The organism is Amycolatopsis sp. DG1A-15b (assembly GCF_030285645.1).
In the GTDB taxonomy this organism is placed as follows: domain Bacteria; phylum Actinomycetota; class Actinomycetes; order Mycobacteriales; family Pseudonocardiaceae; genus Amycolatopsis.
Genome location: NZ_CP127296.1, coordinates 5805648 through 5823662 on the forward strand (window position 1 = coordinate 5805648; position 18015 = coordinate 5823662).

Here is an 18015-nt window from a genome sequence, read left to right on the forward strand (position 1 = left end):
GAACCGCGAAACCGGAGGCAACTCAGTCCATCGTGTGACGACGCGGGGTGGCACCGGGGAAATGCGGACGCCCTAGGATGGGGCCGATCGGAATACCGGACAGGACGGCCCGCTCTTGCTCAAGAAATTCGTGGTACTGGCGCTCGTGGCCCTTTCGGCCACCCTTTCCGCCTCCGCTCCCCGTGCCGACGCCGCGCCGAACCTCCTGCTCCCCGACCTCCGCCAGGCCGTGCCGGGGTGCGCCGGCGGCAGTTCCGGCGAACTCCCGCTGTGCACCGCCTGGGACGTGTGCCCGGTGATCGACCCGGCCGCCCCCAACGGCCGCTGCGTCGCGCCGTCGGTGGCGAAGGCCGTCCGGCTGCGGTTCACCAGCGCGGAAGAGAACGTCGGCGACGGGCCGCTGCTGCTGTACGGGCGCCGCGACAGCACCAAGCAGGAGACCATGACGGTCCGGCAGGCACTGCGCAACGGCACGGACGGCTCGATCCCGGACAGCTACGGGGCGGCGCAGCGCGCCACCGGGGCCTTCACGTACTACGAGCCGGCCCTCGCCCACCAGCACTGGCACCTGATGAACTTCGAGCGCTTCGCGCTGGTTTCCCCGCAGGGCAACACGGTGGTCACCGACCGCAAGAACGGCTTCTGCCTCGGCGACCGGTTCCGGGTGCACGACATCGGCGAGCTGAGGAACGTGCCGGGTGACACGGGAGCCGACGCCGCCCTCGCCAAAACGCTGCGTGGCAACATGTGCCGCCACCACGAGCCCACGGCACTCGAGGTGCTCGAGGGGATTTCGGTCGGCGCGGGCGACGACTACAAGTACCCGGTGGACTTCCAGTGGCTGGACATCACCCACGTCCCGACGGGCACGTACGACCTGGTGAACACGGTCAACGCCGACCAGACGCTGCTGGAGACGAACTACCGCAACAATTCTTCGGCGGTCGCACTGGCCATTGCGTGGCCGCTGGGAATGCCGGGGCCGGACGGGACGGTGCCGGCCGCGCCGGTGGTCAAGCTGCTGCGCAGCTGCCCGGGACAGCCCCGCTGCGCCTGAGCGGCCGGAGGTCCCGGTCCGGTTGCCGAGCCGCGGCGGCGGTGAGCGCGCCGTCGCGGAGCGGTTTCAGGAGCCGGAACCGCGCGCTACCAGGGGCGGCCCGCCGTGAGGCGGGCCGTGAAGCCGGTTTCGTCGCGGTGCAACGTCACCTGGCTGCAGATCTGGTGGGCGATCCACAAGCCGCGGCCGCCGATGCTGCGGGCCGCCGGCAGCAGCCCGGCGAACGGGTCGGCCGGCCCTTCGCCGGCGTCGTGCACCGAGACGACCATCTGCCCCGCGCCCGCCCAGATCCGGACCCGGACCGGCGGGCGGCCGTGGCGCAGGGCGTTGTCCACGATCTCGCTCACCGCGAGGACGAGGTCATCGACCTCCTCCTCGGGCAGGTCCACCGGGGCGATGGCGACGACCGCGCGGCGCGCGTCCGCGGGGCGGGGGTCGGCCAGCTCGGCCAGCGGTGGGGTGAGTTCGATCGGGAGCGGCGCCATCGGGCGCGGGCCGGTCAGGAAGGACAGCGGGTCGAGGTAGCCGGTGTTCGTGCGGTGGCCGCCGGGAGTGGCCACGAACGGGTGAGTCCTGGCGACGTCGTCGAGGACGTGCCGCGGTGTCTTGCGGATGTCGTACGCGCACATGCTGCGCAGCGGGAACTCGTCGTAGGCGTGGTTGACCGCCGACTCGTAGCGGGCCCACCAGTCCCACGACGTGTCGATCGCGGCCGGCGGGATCTCGCCGAAGATGCGGATCCCGGCCGCGCCGCCGGCGACGAACCCGGCCATCAGCTCGCGGTAGGACTTGATCGCCGCGGCCGGCCGCGCGTACAGGTCGTGGGTGGACAGGTACTCCACGCGCGCGGACGGTGGCAGGGCGCCGCGCACCAGCTCGGCGCGTTCCGGCTCCAGCGACACCAGCGTCGGCTCGCCGGCGGCCAGCCCGCCCTCGAGTAACGGCACGGCGACGGCGAGCAGATCCTCGTCGCGGTCGTAGTGGACGGCGGCGTGGTCGTAGCCCCGGTCCCGGCCGGCGCTCACGCGGCACGCCCCACGCGCACGCCGGTCAGGTCCAGCAGCTCGACGAGCCGGGCCGGCGTGCGCATCAGCGACGTCACGTCGACCGAAGCGACCTGGACGGCCCAGCGGTCCAGGCCCTCGTCGCAGCGCTCGTCTCCCCGCAGCTGGCCGGTCAGCGCGGCCTCGTCACCCGGGGCGGCGTAGAGCGCCCGCTCGCCGGCCGCAGGCCCTCGGCCAGGAACCTCTGCGCGCGGTCCAGACCCTCGTCGCGGCGCCGGTACCCCCGGCACACGTGGTCGCGGGCGGGCGAAGACCGCGCGCTGTCCCGCTCGGTCGGCATCGGCACGGGGCCGAGACTACGCCGCCGGACCGGCTCCCGGCGCTGCCGCCCGCGCCGCGGGGTCGCGGACCTCGGCCGCCGGTTTCACGCAGACGCAGAACAGGTTGTCCTCCGGGTCGGCGAGGACGACCCACTCGTCGGCCGGGTCGTCGTCGACGTGGCGCACGAACCGCGCGCCCAAGCCGATGAGCCGGTCGACCTCGTGCCCCAGGTCGTCCGCGTAGAGGTCGAGGTGCATCTGGTCCCGCGCCGACGCCGGCGTCGCGGACCGTTGCAGCGACAGGTTGACGTGCGGGCCGCGCAGCAGCCGGAAGCCGCCGTCTTCGGACGCCGGCCGGAGGCCCAGCGCCGCGCACCAGAAGCGGGTCATGGTGTCCAGGTCGGTGCAGTTGATCACCGTGCTGCCCAGCCTGATGGCCATGGTCGTCTCCCCCGTCCTGCCGGCGGCCGCGTGGTCACCCCGCTTACCCGCTCGGCCGGGCGGCGAACCCCCACTCCCGCTGGTGCAGGTAGGCGGCGATCCGCACCCGCAGGGCGCGGACGTCGGCGAGGTGCACGGTGAACGAGCCGCCCGGCTCGGGCCGCGGCGGCTCGCACGGCCCGGAGACGTAGACGTAGACGTAGCCGTCCGCCGGCTCGTGCCGGGGTTCCGACCAGGCCGGCTCGCCTTCGAGCGTCAAGCGGCCCGCCCGGGCCCGCGCGGTCCAGTAGGTCGGCAGCTTCATCACCTCGCCGAGCGCCTTGGCGAAGCCGGGGAGGTCCTCCTCGCGCAGGGCCAGCCCGCGCCCGGCCCACCCCCGGGGTGCCGCGGGGCCACGGCCGGCCGGAACGTGCGTGAAGGTGGCCTGGTCACCGGAGGTCCGAATCGTCCACTGGGGCAATTCGGTCAATGTGGGCACGCTCGCTCCTCGTTCTCGCCGTCCCCCAGAGCACACCCAGCCTAGTTGATCTCCGTCGGATCGTCGAGCGGGCGTCGGCGACGCAGCAATTGAAAGCGCTTTCCGTAAATCATCGAAAAGTGCGTATTCCGCCGAAGGTGCTCAGCCATGAAAGACAATCCGGAAACCGCGTCGGCCAAGCGGGTCCCGGTCGGTGGTGACCCGGGCGGGGTCACCACCGATCCGTCCGTTCAGGACTCGAAGGCGCCGAGATCAGGGGCGCTGCCGCGGTAGGGCAGGCCGACGTTGGTGCCCTTGTCGATCAGCGAGCTGCCCGCCGCCAGGTGGAGGTTCGGCAGCACCGGCAGGCTGCCGTCGGCCTGGCGCCGCGCGTCCCAGCCGGACGTCGACACGCTCCGGAACTGCGCGTCCGACAGCGTGCCGCCCAGGTTCCACGAGTTGTACGAAGCGCTCGTGCCCGACATGTTCGACGTCAACGTTCCCGCGTAGGCGATGTTGTTCCGGAGGTTGCCCAGCCCGGTGGCGGCACCGCTCGAGGTGATGCCGAGCATGTTGTAGTCGGGGTGGTTGTTGTAGCTGGTGTTGTTGAAGTAGTCGTTGGCCAGCGTGTGGTGGTTGGCGTAGACGCCCGCGGCCTTGTTGTTGAACGCCACGGAGTCACGAAGGAAGTGCTTGACGCCGTTGGTGACGTACTTCCCGCCGTAGCCGCCCATCTTGAAGCCGTTGCCGTTGCCGGACGACGTCGTGGTCTGCGGCAGGTAACCGTTGCGCCAGGCCCAGGAGTTCTCGATGGTCACCGACGAGAACGCGTTGATCAGGTCGAACCCGTCGTCGGAGTTCCACCACGCGCGGCAGCCGCGGAAGACGTTGCCCGGGTGGCCGGCGGAGATGTGCGCGCCGAACCCATCGGCGCTTTCGCCCGCGCCGTTCGAGGTGCGCGGGTCGTAGTTGTCGTGGGAATCGGAGTTGAGGACGAGGTTGCCGCCGCCGTCCTGGATGAACAGCCCGGGTCCCATGTTGTTGTGCAGGTTGAGCGCCTCGAAGGTGTTGTCGCTCCCGGAGATCCAGATGCCCCACGACTCGTGGTTGAGGTTGTTGTTCTGGGGGACGCCCTTGACCTCCAGCCCCTTGAGATGGATGTAGTTGCCGGTGACGTCGAAGCCCTTGATCCGGCAGTCGTCGCCGACCCGGGAGAAGTCGAAGACGGGCGTTTCGCCGGGATAGGCCCAGTAGCGGATCGGGTTACCGGAAGTGCCGCTCTTGTTCAGCGTGATCGCGTCCACCCGGTCGGTCTGGCTCGCGCAGGCCTTGTTCGCCCGGGAGTAGGCGTAGGTGCCACCCCGGAGGTACACCGTGTCGCCGGCCTGCGCGACGGCCTGCGCGTGCGCGACCGACGCCCAGGGCGCGGCTTGGGTCCCGGCGGCGCTGTCACTGCCCGCCGGGGCGACGTAGTAGGTCTTCCCGGCCGCCGGGCTGCTCGCCGCGACCGGGGTGCCGACGAGCGCGGCGGCGGTCACCGCGACCGTGCAGAACACGAAGGGGACAACGGTTTTCATGCACACTCCAGGCTTCTTCAGTTGCAGCTGCCGGAACACGGCACGAACGGTGCCGTGGTGCCGGTCAGCGTGGTCGTGCCGAGCGTCAGCCCGGCGGAGCTCGCGGTCACCGTGATGGTGCCCGCGCCGGTGGCCCGCACCAGGCCGTACGCGACACCCTGGTAGGCCTTCCGCACCGGGCCGCGGAAGGTTTCCTGCACCGGGCTCCCGCTGTCGACCGCCACCAGCTCGCCCGGCCCGCTGACGCTGAACGTGATCGGGGCGGAAGAGCCGGTCACCACGCGGCCGGAAGCGTCGGCCACGGTGGCCTTGACGTACGAGACGTCGTCGACGTCCGTGGACACGGTGCTGTGGTCCGGCGACAGCAGCACGCGGTTCGCCGTGGTGCCGGTCGCCGGTGGCGACGTCGTGGGCGCACCCCACGTGCGCTGCCACGAATACCCGATCGGCCGGACCGTGCCCACGCCGTCCAGCAGGCCGAAGTCCGGTTCGGCCCGCGGCCACAGCCCGTCGGCCTCCCCGAGGTACGCCACACCGGTCCACAGGAACAGGCCGGTGACCACGGCGTTGTTGCGGACGGTCGTCCACGCGGAGGTGTCGGTGCCCATCTCGGTGAAGAGCCCGGCCCGCGCCGGAGACGCCTTCGCGGCCTGGATGACCTCGTCGGGGCGGTAGTTGCCGCCGAAGACGTCCACGATCGTCCGGGTGGCGCCGGTGACGTCGCCGCTGTCACTCGGCCGGAACAGCGCCTGCGTCACCGGACGTCCCGGGTCCAGCGCGTGGGCGATCGCGACCATCCGGGTGAGCAGCGGCGTCCGGGTCGCGATCGGGTCGCGGATCTCGTTGCCGGTGCTCCACATCGCCACGCTGGGGTGGTTGCGGTCGCGCATGACCACGCTGGTCGCGTCCACCTGGTACCAGGGCACCGAGCCGCTCGCGCCGGGCACCGCGGGCGTCCCGGTCGGCGACGACGCCGTCCGGTTGAAGTACGTCGCGTAGTCGCCGACGTCGGAGTACTTGTGCTGGGTCCAGACGTCGAAGAACTCGTCGAGGACCAGGAACCCCATCCGGTCGGTCAGCTCGAGGAACGCCGGGCTCGGCGGGTCGTGCGCGGTGCGGATCGCGTTCACCCCGAGCGCCTTCAGCTGCGCGAGCCGCCGCTGCACGGCCCGCTGCGGGGCGGCCATCCCGAGCCCGTGGAGGTCCTGGTGCAGCGCGACCCCCTGGAACTTCACGGTCTTGCCGTTGAGGCTCATCCCGCTCGAGGGGCTGAACGCCAGCGTGCGGATGCCGACGGACGTGATGTCGTCGTCCACCGCGGTGCCGCCCGCGAGGACGGTGGTGGCCAGCGAGTACAGGTTCGGGTTCGCCAGGTCCCACAGCTTCGGGTTGCTCACCGGCACGTCGTAGGCGAAGGTGGCCGACGCCCCGGCGGCGATGGTCTTGGCCACCGTCGTCACGGCGGGCAGCGCGGCCCCGCCCGGGTCGCTGAGCACGCCCTGGACGCTGACGTTCGCCGCCGCGCCCCCTTGGTTGACCACCGTGGTTTCCGCGTGCACGGTGTTGTTGTCCGGCGTGGTGACGCGGGTGGCCCACTGCCCGACGTGCACCGGATCGGTCGCGATCAGCCGGACGTCACGGTAGATCCCGGCACCGGTGTAGTAGCGCGACGCCGGTTGCGACGTCGTGTCGGTCTTGACGGCGACCACGTTGTCGCCGCCAAGCTTTGCCGCCGCCGTGATGTCGTAGCGGAAACCGGTGTACCCGTACGGGTGGGTGCCGATGAGCGTGCCGTTGACGTACACGCTCGCGTTGGCCATCACGCCGTCGAACTCCAGCGACACCCGGCGGCCGGCGGGCACCCCGGCCAGCGAGAAGTGCTTGCGGTACCAGCCGATGCCCGAGGGCAGGTACCCGCCGCGGCCGGTGCTCGGTGCCGACTGCGAGAACGGGTTCGCCGGTGGGTTGCGGCCCTCGATGCTCCAGTCGTGCGGCACGCTGAGCTTGCGCCAGCCGCCGTCGTTGTACGAAGCACCGCCGGCACCACTGGCGTCGCCGTAGTTGAACAGCCAGCCGGCGTCGAAGTCCGCGACCGTCCGGTACCGGTTCGCCGCGGCGGTCCCCGCGTCGGCGGTGCCGGACACGACGGTGAGCGGCGCGAGCACGAGCGCCAGCACCCCGGCGACGGCTTTCCGCAACGTTGACACCGCCATCACCGGGCCAGGGCGAAGCTCGGGTGCGGCGGCTGGTTGTACGCCGTGTTCTGCCACGCCACGGCCTCCCGGTACTGCCGGTCCTGCATCAGGGACACGTGCGAGATGCTCGTCGGGTCGGTGGTCGAGTAGATCCGCAGCGCCCGGTTGTCCGAGGTCGGCCAGACGACCTCTTCGCGCCAGTCGCCGAACAGGTCGGCCTGCAGCGACGGCGTGTTCTTGGTGCCGTTGTTCGCGTGCACGCCGGAGCCGGTCAGCAGCCGGGTGTCGCCGCCGGTGCCGTACTTGTCGATGTGGGTGCCGTCCAGCAGCTCGCGCTGGGCGTCACCGTCCCAGTAGATGACGAAGTTCGTCGACGACGGCTTGCGCCCGATGTTCTGGCCGCTGGTGTTCAGCAGCCCGGACACCGCGGACGACCACGACTCGGCGCCGGGGCTGCCGGCGTAGATGTCGTCCGAGACGCCGCGGCCGTTGTCGCAGTTGCAGGAGGCGTTCTGCCAGATGATCTGCCCGGTCTTCGCGTCGGCCATCCAGGCTGCGGGCTTGGACTTGTCCTCGTCCACTTTGAACTCTTCCAGGCCCGCGCGGCTCGGGATCAGGTCGCCGACGTGCATGGCGTCGCCGTGGCCGTTGCGGGTGTTCCACAGTGGACTGCCGTTGTCGTCGATCGCCATGGCGCCGAAGACGATCTCGTCACGGCCGTCGCCGTCGGCGTCCGCGATGGCCAGCTGGTGGTCGCCCTGGCCGGCGTACTGCGACCCGGCCGAGTTCGAGTCGAACTTCCACCGCTCGGTCAGCGCGCCGCCGCGGAAGTCCCAGGCCGCGATCACGGTCCGGGTGTAGTAGCCGCGGCTCATGATCAGGCTCGGGTGGGCGCCGTCCAGGTAGGCCGTCCCGGCCAGGAACCGGTCGACGCGGTTGCCGTAGCTGTCACCCCAGGAGGACACCGTGCCGCGCGGCGGGTCGTAGTTCACCGTGGACACCGCGGCGCCGGTCTGACCGTTGAACATGGTGAGGAACTCCGGGCCGGACAGGACGTACCCGCTCGAGTTGCGGTAGTCGGCGCTCGCGCTGCCGATGACCTGGCCGGTGCCCGACCGGGTGCCGTCCGCGGTCTTCATCGCGACCTCGGCCTTGCCGTCGCCGTCGTAGTCGAAGACCTGGAACTGCGTGTAGTGCGCGCCGGCGCGGATGTTGCGCCCGAGGTCGATCCGCCAGAGGCGGGTGCCGTCGAGCCGGTAGGCGTCGACGTAGACGTTGCCGGTGTAGCCGGACTGCGAATTGTCCTTGGAATTGGTCGGATCCCACTTCAGCACGAGCTCGTACTGGCCGTCGCCGTCCAGGTCACCGGCACTGGCGTCGTTCGCGGTGTAGGTGTAGCTCTCCCCGGACGGGGTCGTGCCGCCGGCGGGCGGCTGGATCGGGACGTCCCGGGTGCTCGCGGCGACCCCGCTGGTCAACGTCAGCGAATCCTCGGCGGCGAAGGCCGACATCCGCTCGACCCCGCCGGTCACCGCGCGCACGGTGTACCGGGCCCCCGCCGGGGCGCCCGCGTCCACGAAGCTCGTCGGGCCGCCGACCGGGGCGGTGGTCACCTTGGTGCCGTCGCGGTAGACGTTGAACGCCACGCCGGCCGGGTCGTCGGCGAGCAGGCGCCAGCCGACGGTGTTGCCCTGGGCGGTGTGGACGCTGACCACCCCGCGGTTCAGCTTGTCGACCTTGGGCGTGGCCGCGACCGCGGCCGGGACGGGCACCAGCCCCGCCGCCAGCACCCCCGCGGCGGCGAGGACCAGCCGCTTGACCGAGTTACGCATGACTCCTCATTTCTGCAGTGTTTGCCGGAGGATCACCCGAGGACGGCGACGAGCCGGGCCGCGATCTTCCGGTGCCCGGCGTCGTTCGGGTGGGTGCCGTCCGCGGTGTCGGTGGCCTTGTCGATCCAGCCCGTGGTGTCGATGAACTCGACCTTGCTGTCCCCGGCGTTGTTCCGGGTCGTCACCGCGGCTTTCGTCTCGGTGGCGTAGCGCCGGTAGAAGTTCTCCATCGCGTAAATGGCCGCGTTCGGGTACTTCGCGCGGACCCGTTGCAGCAGCGTCAGGTAGGCGCTCTGGAACTGCGCACCGGAGACGCCGTGCGACAGGTCGTTGGTGCCGAGGTTGATCACCACGTCGGTGGCCTGGTAGCGGGCGAAGTCCCAGTCCGGCGAGCCGGTCGCCAGGCCGGTCTTCAGGAACCGGTCCCGCATGCCGAGGCACCCGTCCGGAGCCGGGTACAGGCAGGCGCCGCCGACGGCGATCTGGGTGTGCCCGGCGCCCAGTTCCTCGCCGGTCAGCCAGCCGTACGCGGTCAGCGCCTGCTTCGACGACCGCTGGCCCACCGTGATCGAATCACCGACGAACTCGATGATCCGCGACGGCACGGCCGGCACCACGGTCCGGGCCCCGGAGTCCAGGACCACGCCCTGGAACACCGCGTCACCGTGGTAAGAACCGGCGACGGGCCGGTAGGACACCCGCAGCGTGTGCGTGCCCTGCGGCAGCCGGGCCGGCGTCAGGTCCAGCGTGCCGCGGACGTTCGTCCGCGACACCCAGGCGCCGCCGTCGATGCTGGTGAACAGGTCGACGGCGTTGCGCTGGCGCAGTTTCACCGTCGTCCCGGTGAAGCCGACCACCACGTACGCCCCGGCCCATTCGGACACGTACGCACCCGCCGAACGGGTGTCCCAGCGCCCGAAGTACCGGATGTTCGAGTCCGACGGCGAGCCGTCGCCGGTGGCGGCCGAAGCCGGGTGCACCGCCGTGCTCACCGCGGCCACGACCGCCACCGCGAGCGTGACCGCCCGCGACCTCGTGCCGATCGGCATCCTCTGCCCCTTTCTCGTTCGCACCGGGTCAGCGCAGGTAGGCGACGAGCGAGAGGTTCTGCTCGCGGACGCCCTGGACGACCAGGCCCGCCATCCGGGTCGCGCCGTAGGCCGAGAAGTGCGTGTTGTCGGTGACGCCGTCGGTGGCCTGGGTGAGGTAGATCTGCTGCGACGCCGACGGGCCGAGGGATTCGACCAGGGCCTTGCTCTTGGCCGTCAGGTCGATCACCGGGACGTTCGCGCTCTTGCCCAGTGCCCGGATGATCGCGGGCAGGTCGGCGCCCACGCCGTTGACGTGCAGGGCGGTCGGAGTCAGCTTGGTGCCGCTGAACAGCCGCCGCACCGGCGGTGTCACCAGGACCGGGATCCCGCCGCGCTCCCGGACGCCGTTGACCAGCTTGGTGAGGTTGTCGCGGAACGCCGTCGCCGACGTCTGCTTGTCGTTGTGCCCGAACTGGATGAGGACCAGGTCCTTGCTCTTGATCAACGGCTTCATCCGCGGGAACAGCGCGCTGTTGGCCAGGAAGCTGCCCGAGCTCTCGCCGGAGTCCCCGTAGTTCGCGACCACGGCCCCGCTCCGGACGGCGGTGGGCAGCACCTGGCCCCAGCCGGTGTAGGGCGCCACCGGCTGGTCGCAGACGGTCGAGTCGCCGGCCAGGTACGTCACCAGCGGAGCCTGGGCCGCCGTCACGGTCAGGGAGCCGATCGCGGGCGCACTGCCGCCGAACGTGAGGTCCAGGCCCGCGGTGCCGGTGCCGCCCTGGCCGGTCGGCTGGCCCTCGGGGTTGCGCACGTTGACCGTGACCGTCGTGGGGACGACCTGGCCCGCGCTCGTCGAGACAGCGGTCAGGACCTGCCGTCGTGCCTCCGCCGACATCGAGGTGTTCGCCGCTCTGGTGGCGCTGCCGAGCCCGACGGTCACGTCGTAGTTCCCCGGGGCGACGGCGAAGTGGCACTTGATCGGGGCGCTTCCCGAGCACTGCGCGGGAAGCGCTTCCCGGACGGCCGCGGCCACCGCCGGTGCGGGAACCAGGGTGGCCGCGGCCAAGCCGGCGAGGACGACCGCTCGCTGCCTGAATGACACGAGGACTCCTTTGTCCTAGATGTTTACAGTCCTGGATGTTTACAGTCCTGGATGGACTGTCTCAGCCGATGGAACAGGTGCTGCCGTTGAGGGTGAACGCGGACGGCGCCGGGTTGGTGCCGGTGAACGTGCCGTTGAAGCCGATGCCGGTCGAGGCGTTCGGCGCCAGCGTGCCGTTCCAGCTCAGGTTCTTGGCGGTGACGGCCCCACCGGCCTGGGCGAAGGTGGCACCCCAGCCGGGCAGGGTCACCTGCTGGCCGCCGGCGAAGGTGAAGCCCAGCGTCCAGCCGGTGACCGCGCTCGTGCCGGTGTTCGTGATGGTGACGTTGGCGGTGAACCCGTTGCCCCCGCCCCAGTTCGAGGACGCGTAGGCCACCTTGCACGCGCCGGAACCGCCGCCCGGGCTCGTCGTCGCCGTCGCGACCCCGGAGCCGGCCGAGGTGTTCCCGGCGGCGTCCCGCGCCCGCACCTGGTACCGGTACGTGCTCGAAGCCGTCAGGCCGCTGTCGGTGTACGAGGTCGTCGCGGTCGAACCGACCACGGCGAACGTGCCCCCGCTCGCTCCCGGCGCCCGGAGGACGTCGTAGCCGGTGACACCGACGTTGTCGGTCGACGCGGTCCAGCTCAGCGTGGCCCCGCTCGACGTCACGCCCGACACGGCCGGCGTGCCCGGGACGGACGGGGCCTGGGTGTCCGCCTGGCCGCCACCGTAGATCGTGGCTTCCTTCGACGTCTGCCGGATCCCGTTGGCGCCGTTGAGGAACCGCTCACCCCACGCCGTCAGGCTCGCCGGGTCGAAGTTGTTCGTCATGTCGAGGTAGGCGACGTCGCTGCTGTTGCCACTCCACGACCAGCCGAGGTAGCCGAGGCCGCGGGCCTGCGCCTGGGCCATGATCGTGTCCTCGTCCGGGTTGCCGTCGGTGTGCATGTTGCCGAACTCGCCGACGACCAGGGGCAGCCCGGCGGTGCGGAAGGCGTCGAAGTACGCGTTGATCTCGGCCGCGGTGTCGTAGACGCCGTACATGTGGATGGAGAAGACGGTGTTGTGCTGGGGGTCGGCGGAGAACACCGCGGGGGCGTTGTCACGCATGATGTTCTGCCAGTCCTGGCCCCACATCGGCGCGTCGGCCATCAGCAGGTGCTGCAGCCCGGCGGCCCGCAGCCGCTTGATCGCGTTGCTCGTCGCGCTCGTCCAGGTCGCGCTGACCTGCTGGTCGTTGCCGAACGGCTCGTTGCCCAGGTTGATCACGACGTAGTTCTCCTGGCCCTTCAGCGCATCGGCCACGCTGATCCAGTAACCGGCCGCCTGGTCGAGGGTGGCGGCCCCGCTCTGCTCGCCGTACCCGGTGGTGTCGTGCACCTCCAGGACGCAGATCAGCCGGTTCTGCTTGCACTGCCCGATGACACCCGTGACTTCGGCGGCCGGGGTCGGCCCCCACCGCTGCCCGCTGCCGAGGACGACCCGGACCGTGTTGGCGCCGAAGGACTTGATGTCGGCGAAGGCCCGGTTCTGGCCCGGGTACCAGACGTACGCGTGGTTCACCCCGCGCAGCACGAACGGCGAGCCGTTGGCCTCGAGGATCCGGGTGCCGTCGACGTGCAGGCCGGTCGCGGTGGGTGTGCCGGTGCCGAGCGCCGCCACCAGGGCGGGGTACCAGCGGCTCTCCATCTTCTGGATGCCGGTGGTGTTGTTCGGGTGGACGCCGTCACCGGTGTCCGTCGCCGGGTCGAACCCGGTCCACTGGTCGACGACGGTGATCGGCGACGCGGCCGTGGAGTGCGCCTGCGCCCAGCCGGGGATGGCGTTGTTCAGGTCGACCACCCGCTGGCCGCAGGCAGCGCAGTTGGCCGGGTTCATCGGGATGATCTTCGCGACGACCAGCTTGGTCGCCGGGTTGGCGGCCCGCATCTGCCCGAGGAGCGTGGTGTAGGCGTCGAGGATCGTGCTCGCCGGGATGTTGCTCCAGACGTCGTTGGTGCCCAGGTGCATCAGGATGATGTCCGGGTGCGTCGCCGACAGCCAGCCGGGCAGCTGGTTGTCCCGGGCGATCCCGGTCGCCAGGAACCCGCCGTGACCCTCGTTCTCCCCGTCGTAGGTGAAGCCGCAGCCCTGGGGCGGCAGGGTGCCGACGAAGTCGACGTCCGTGTGGCCGGTCTCCTGGAGGTGCTTCCACAACAGCGCGCGCCAGCAGCCGGGCGACCCGGTGATGGAGTCGCCCAGCGCCATGACCCGCGTTGGCGTGGCCGCCCCGGCCGCGGCGGGCGCCATGACGGCGGCCGCGGCCAGGAGCAAGCCGGCCACGAGCGCACGGAGGAATCGCCAGTTCATTACCGACCTCCTGGAGAACGACTCGACAGGAAAGTTTCAGGCTGGGAGCGCTCCCACGGTAACACGCGCGACACCGGCGGAACACCAGTGATGAGACAGAAAACGGCCAACCTGCTTAACCGTTAAGCTGGCCGAGAAAGCGTTTTCTCGGTGGCCGGTCACGCTCGCCAGCGAACCTGCGGGTTGAACCGGCCGGAGCGGTCGAAGACGGCCTGGTTCTCCCAGCCGTTGCCGGAACCGGCGATGTCGGCCGGGTCCCAGCCGTTGCCGGTCACCGCGTACCAGGTGGGTTCCCAGTAGAAGACGCCGATCGCGCCGGCGGCGCGGGCGGTGTCCTGGACGGCGGTGAAGTTCGCCGCCTGCCCGGCCGGGGTGGCCGGGTACCCGGCGCACGGCTGCGCGGCCGAGATGACGTTGGGGGTGCTGTCGTCGTTGGCCGTCGTGTACGGGTAGGCCGTTTCGGCGAGGACGACCGGCTTGCCGTACCGGGACCGCAGGTCGGACACCACGCCGGCCATGTTCGCCATCGTGCCGTGCCAGTAGCAGTAGTAGGACAGGCCGGTGATGTCCCACGGGACGCCTCGGGCCCGGATGCCGTCGTAGAACCAGCGGGCGTGGGCGTCGCTGTCGGCGTCGGCGGTGTGGACGACGACCTGGGTGCCGCCGTTGCAGGCCTTGGTGGCGTTGTAGCCGGCCTTGAGCAGCAGGCTCAGGTTGGTGAAGTCGTTGTTGACGACTTTCCCGTCGTTCCACAGCATCCCGACGTTGATTTCGTTGCCGATCTGCACGCTGTCCGGGGTCGTGCCCTGGGCCTTGAGCCCGGAGCAGACGTCGTAGGTGTAGTCGTAGACGTCGGTCTGCAACCGGCTCACGCCGTGCGACGCCCAGACCGCGGGCTTGGTCTGCGTATCGGGATCGGCCCACGTGTCGGAGTAGTGGAAGTCGACCAGGAGCTTGAGGCCCTTGGCTTTCACCGCGCGGGCGTACTGCAGCACCTTGGCCTTGTCGTTGTAGCCGCTGCGCGGGTTGTTCCACACGCGCAGGCGCACGTAATCGGCGCCCGCACCCTTGAGGATGTCGAGGGGATCGCGGGCCACCCCGGCCGCGTCGGTGTACTTCGCGCCGAGGTCGAGCGCCCGCTGGACGGTCGAGACGTCCGCGCCCAGCATGCTCAGTGAGTTCGCGGCCGAAGCCGTGGGAACGGGCAGGACGAGGGGCACCAGGATCAGGGCCGCCGTCGCGAGGCGGCCGGTGCGGGACACGGTCATCCGATCTCCTTTGATCGAGTTCTCGAGCTGTTCGACGACGGGGACGGCCACCGCGCCCGTCTCGGGCGGCGGCTCGACTCGCGGACGACCAGCTCCGGCGTGAAGACCACGTGCCGGTGCTCGTGCTCGGCCGGCGACAGCGATTCGGCGATGACCAGGGCCGCGGCGGTGCGGCCGATCCGGTGCCTCGGCTGGCGGACCGACGTCAGCGGAACCGCGGCCGCCGCCGCGAAGTCGATGTCGTCGTAGCCGACGATCGCCAGGTCCTCCGGCACCCGCACGCCCGCCCGCACCGCGGCCTGGAGCAGGCCCAGGGCCAGCAGGTCGTTCGCGCAGAAGACGGCGTCCGGCAGCACCGCCCTGGCCAGCAGCTGCTCGCCGGCCCGCAGGCCACACGCCACGTTGAGGGCCGGTGCCGGCAGCACCTCGAGGACGTCCGGCGGCCGGCCCGCCAGGCGGATCGCGTCGCGGGCGCCGCGGTGGCGTTCGGCCGCCTGGTGGATGCCCGCCGGGCCGGTGACCATCACGATCCGCTCGCACCCCTCGGCCAGCAGGTGGGTGACCGCGAGCTCACCGCCGTGGCGGTCGTCCACCGCGACCGAGCACAGGTCCTCCTCCGCCGTCGGGTGGTCGAGCAGGACCACCGAAATCCCCCGGTCCCGCAGCCACCGCACCGGTGCCGGCCCGGCCTCGACCGGCGTGATCAGCACCCCGTGCACCCGCTGCGAAGCCAGCAGCTCGACGTGCCCGCGTTCCTTGGCCACGGATTCGCCGCTGTTGCACAGGATCACCGCGTGCCCGGCCTCGCTCGCCGCCTCTTCGACGCCGCGGGCGACGTCGGTGAAGAACGGGTTGCCCACGTCGAGCACCACCAAGCCGATCGTGCGGGCGGTGCCGGAGCGCAGCTGGCGCGCCGGCTCGTTGCGGACGTAGCCCAGCGCGTCGATGGCGGCGAGGACCCGCGCGCGGGTGGCGGCGGCGACCACGTCGGGGCGGTTCAGCACGTTGGACACCGTCCCGACCGACACCTCGGCCCGGAGGGCGACGTCCCGGATGCCGATCGGCGGCTTCACCGGCGCTCCCGGGTGCCGACCGCGACCGCGGCCAGCACGAGCAGGCCCGGAGCGACGACCACGAAGGCCGGCGCCTGCCCCACCACGACGGCCACGACGACGATCGCGGCAACGAGCCCGAGGCTGCCACGCCAGTCCGAGACCGTTTCCCGGCCGGCCACCGCCAGCACCTCCGGCCAGCGCCGCTCCGGTCGCCAGGCCGCCGCGCCCCGCAGCCCAGCCGCGAGCAGCGCGGCGAGCACCAGTCCCAGCACGGCCCCGAACACCCGGCCACCGGGCAGCCCGCCCAGCACCGCGACGACGTCGACGGCCCCGACGACCAGCAGACCCGCCGGGGCCAGCACCGCCACGGGGTGGGCGAACGCCGTGCGGAACAGCCGGGCGAAGCGGCGCACGGCCGGTGTACGGGCGTCCGCGGCGACCTCGGTGACCAGGACCGAACCGGCGGCCGCCGCGGCCAAGGACGTCACGACGAACACCGAGGCCACCCCGACCAGGAGGCCGACGAACAGGACCTCGGCGAGCAGCGTCAGCGAGCGGTACTGCGTTTTCATCCCTTCAGCCCCGACGTCGCGACGCCCTCGACCAGGTACCGCTGGAAGGCGAAGAAGAACAGCCCGATCGGCAGCAGCGCGAGCACCGACATGGCGAACATCGGGCCGAACGCCGACTGGCTCGTCTGGTCGACGAAGATCTGCAGCGCCAGCGGCAGGGTGAACCGGCCGGGGTCGTTGAGGTAGATCAACTGGGAAAAGAAGTCGTTCCAGGTCCAGATGAAGGTGAAGATGGCGGTGGTGATCAGGGCCGGGCGCAGCAGCGGCGCGATCACGTACCGGAACGTCCGCACCGGCCCGCAGCCGTCGATCGTCGCGGCCTCGTCCAGTTCGCCGGGCAGCGTCCGGATGAACTGCACCATCAGGAAGACGAAGAACGCGTCGGTGGCCAGGAACTTCGGCAGGACGAGCGGCCAGAACGTGTTGACCATGCCGAGCTTCTGGAAGATCACGTACTGCGGGATGAGCACGACGTGCTGCGGCAGCATGATGGTGGAGAGCATGAACCCGAACATCGGCCCGCGGCCCCGGAAGTGCAGCCGGGCGAACGCGTAGGCGGCGAGCGAGCAGGACACGACGTTGCCGATCACCGCGCCGACCGAGATCACCAGCGAGTTGGCGAAGTAGTGCCAGACGCTGTACCCGGCCACGCCGGCGAACACCTGCGTGTAGTTGTCCCCGGTGGCGTGCGACGGCAGCAGCGACAGCCCGGCCAGCACCTCCTCCGCGGGCTTGAACGACGCCGAGACCAGCCATACGACCGGGTACAGCAGCACCACCAGGATCAGCACCATCAGCAGGTGCCATCCCCACGACCGGCGGGTCATCGAGTCTCCCCCGCGTAGAAGACCCACCGGCGCGAGCCGCGGAACAGCAGCGCGGTGAGCACGCCGATCACCACCAGCAGCACCCAGGCCATCGCCGAGGCGAAGCCCATCCGGAAGTCCGTGAAGCCGCGCTGGTAGAGGTAGAGGGTGTAGAGCAGGGTCGAGTCGCTGGGCCCGCCGCGGCCGCTGCTGACGACGAACGCGCCGGTGAACGACTGGAACGCGTGGATGGTCTCCAGCACCAGGTTGAACAGCAGCACCGGCGACAGCATCGGCAGCGTCACCGACCGGAACCGGCGGACCGCGCCGGCGCCGTCGAGCTCCGCCGCCTCGTACAGCTCCTTCGGGATCTGCTTGAGCCCGGCCAGGAAGATGACCATCGGCGCGCCGAACTGCCAGACGGCCAGCGCGATCACGGCGAGCAGCGCGAACTGCGGCTGATCGACCCAACCGCCCGTGTCGAGGCCGAACGCGGCGAGCACCCGGTCCGCCGTGCCGCCGGTCGAGAACATCGCGCGCCACACCAGGGCGAGGCTCACGCTCGCGCCGAGCAGCGAGGGCGCGTAGAACGCCGAACGGTACAGCCCGGCGCCGCGGCGGGCGCGGTTCAGCAGCATCGCAACGGCCAGCGCCAGCCCGAGCTTGAGCGGCACCGAGAGCCCGACGTACCGGGCGGTGACGCCGGCGGCGTGCCAAAACCGGTCGTCGGCGGTGAACATCGTGACGTAGTTGCCCAGGCCGACCCAGTGCGGCGCGTCGAACAGGTCGTAGTCGGTGAACGACAGGTACAGCGACGCGATCATCGGGCCGATGGTCAGCACCAGCACGCCGAGCAGCCACGGCGACAGGAACAGGTAGCCGGTGCCCTGGCCGGCCCGGCCGCGCCGGCGGCGGGGCGCGGCCCGGCCCGGCACCACCGGCCGGTCCAGCACAGCTTGCGTCATCGTG

Annotated in this window: 16 protein-coding genes; 1 reads left to right on the top strand and 15 read right to left on the bottom strand. The window is 71.1% G+C overall.

All coding sequences use genetic code 11. The features are described 5' to 3' along the window. The first annotated feature begins 115 nt into the window (after nucleotides 1-115). Nucleotides 116-1057 carry a lysyl oxidase family protein gene (locus tag QRY02_RS26485; RefSeq protein ID WP_285985555.1) on the top strand — a complete coding sequence of 314 codons (942 nt, stop codon included), beginning with the start codon at nucleotides 116-118 and terminating at the stop codon, nucleotides 1055-1057. 86 nt (nucleotides 1058-1143) lie between these two features. Here the strand turns inward: QRY02_RS26485 and QRY02_RS26490 are convergent, their stop codons facing one another. From QRY02_RS26490 to QRY02_RS26560, 15 genes are all read right to left on the bottom strand, one after another. Further along, the gene (locus QRY02_RS26490; RefSeq protein ID WP_285985556.1) at nucleotides 1144-2082 is read right to left on the bottom strand and encodes an anti-sigma factor RsbA family regulatory protein; all 939 of its coding nucleotides are present in this window, start codon (nucleotides 2080-2082) and stop codon (nucleotides 1144-1146) included. Beyond that, entirely contained in the window at nucleotides 2079-2351 is a 273-nt protein-coding gene (locus QRY02_RS26495) for a hypothetical protein (protein WP_285985557.1), read from the bottom strand. Before QRY02_RS26495 ends, QRY02_RS26490 begins: the two co-directional genes overlap by 4 nt. A gap of 66 nt (nucleotides 2352-2417) precedes the next feature. After that, nucleotides 2418-2822 (bottom strand): VOC family protein, encoded by a 405-nt coding sequence (locus QRY02_RS26500; RefSeq protein WP_285985558.1) that lies wholly within the window; start codon nucleotides 2820-2822, stop codon nucleotides 2418-2420. Between the two features lie 43 nt (nucleotides 2823-2865). Next, a complete protein-coding gene (locus QRY02_RS26505) occupies nucleotides 2866-3300 on the bottom strand; it encodes a hypothetical protein (protein ID WP_285985559.1) in 435 nt (144 codons plus the stop codon). 230 nt (nucleotides 3301-3530) lie between these two features. Next, on the bottom strand, nucleotides 3531-4856 hold the full coding sequence (locus tag QRY02_RS26510; protein WP_285985560.1) for a right-handed parallel beta-helix repeat-containing protein: 1326 nt from the start codon (nucleotides 4854-4856) through the stop codon (nucleotides 3531-3533). A 17-nt stretch (nucleotides 4857-4873) separates the two neighbouring features. Then, nucleotides 4874-7069 carry a glycoside hydrolase family 2 TIM barrel-domain containing protein gene (locus QRY02_RS26515; protein ID WP_285993918.1) on the bottom strand — a complete coding sequence of 732 codons (2196 nt, stop codon included), beginning with the start codon at nucleotides 7067-7069 and terminating at the stop codon, nucleotides 4874-4876. After that, a complete protein-coding gene (locus QRY02_RS26520) occupies nucleotides 7069-8883 on the bottom strand; it encodes a rhamnogalacturonan lyase (protein ID WP_285985561.1) in 1815 nt (604 codons plus the stop codon). Before QRY02_RS26520 ends, QRY02_RS26515 begins: the two co-directional genes overlap by 1 nt. A 32-nt stretch (nucleotides 8884-8915) precedes the next feature. Beyond that, nucleotides 8916-9932 (bottom strand): SGNH/GDSL hydrolase family protein, encoded by a 1017-nt coding sequence (locus QRY02_RS26525; protein WP_285985562.1) that lies wholly within the window; start codon nucleotides 9930-9932, stop codon nucleotides 8916-8918. Between the two features lie 28 nt (nucleotides 9933-9960). Next, nucleotides 9961-11016, bottom strand: coding sequence for a rhamnogalacturonan acetylesterase (locus tag QRY02_RS26530; protein ID WP_285985563.1), 1056 nt, complete (start codon nucleotides 11014-11016; stop codon nucleotides 9961-9963). Nucleotides 11017-11077: 61 nt separating this feature from the next. Continuing rightward, nucleotides 11078-13345 carry a cellulase family glycosylhydrolase gene (locus QRY02_RS26535; protein ID WP_285985564.1) on the bottom strand — a complete coding sequence of 756 codons (2268 nt, stop codon included), beginning with the start codon at nucleotides 13343-13345 and terminating at the stop codon, nucleotides 11078-11080. A gap of 158 nt (nucleotides 13346-13503) precedes the next feature. After that, the gene (locus QRY02_RS26540) at nucleotides 13504-14613 is read right to left on the bottom strand and encodes a glycoside hydrolase family 53 protein (RefSeq protein WP_285985565.1); all 1110 of its coding nucleotides are present in this window, start codon (nucleotides 14611-14613) and stop codon (nucleotides 13504-13506) included. Beyond that, nucleotides 14610-15686: a LacI family DNA-binding transcriptional regulator gene (locus tag QRY02_RS26545; protein WP_285985566.1), complete on the bottom strand. Its 1077-nt coding sequence runs from the start codon at nucleotides 15684-15686 to the stop codon at nucleotides 14610-14612. The genes QRY02_RS26540 and QRY02_RS26545 overlap by 4 nt, the downstream gene beginning before the upstream one ends. Continuing rightward, nucleotides 15683-16240 (bottom strand): hypothetical protein, encoded by a 558-nt coding sequence (locus QRY02_RS26550; protein ID WP_285985567.1) that lies wholly within the window; start codon nucleotides 16238-16240, stop codon nucleotides 15683-15685. The genes QRY02_RS26545 and QRY02_RS26550 overlap by 4 nt, the downstream gene beginning before the upstream one ends. Beyond that, nucleotides 16237-17067 carry a carbohydrate ABC transporter permease gene (locus tag QRY02_RS26555; protein WP_285985568.1) on the bottom strand — a complete coding sequence of 277 codons (831 nt, stop codon included), beginning with the start codon at nucleotides 17065-17067 and terminating at the stop codon, nucleotides 16237-16239. The genes QRY02_RS26550 and QRY02_RS26555 overlap by 4 nt, the downstream gene beginning before the upstream one ends. Further along, entirely contained in the window at nucleotides 17064-18011 is a 948-nt protein-coding gene (locus tag QRY02_RS26560) for a carbohydrate ABC transporter permease (protein ID WP_285985569.1), read from the bottom strand. The genes QRY02_RS26555 and QRY02_RS26560 overlap by 4 nt, the downstream gene beginning before the upstream one ends. Between the last annotated feature and the right edge of the window lie 4 nt (nucleotides 18012-18015).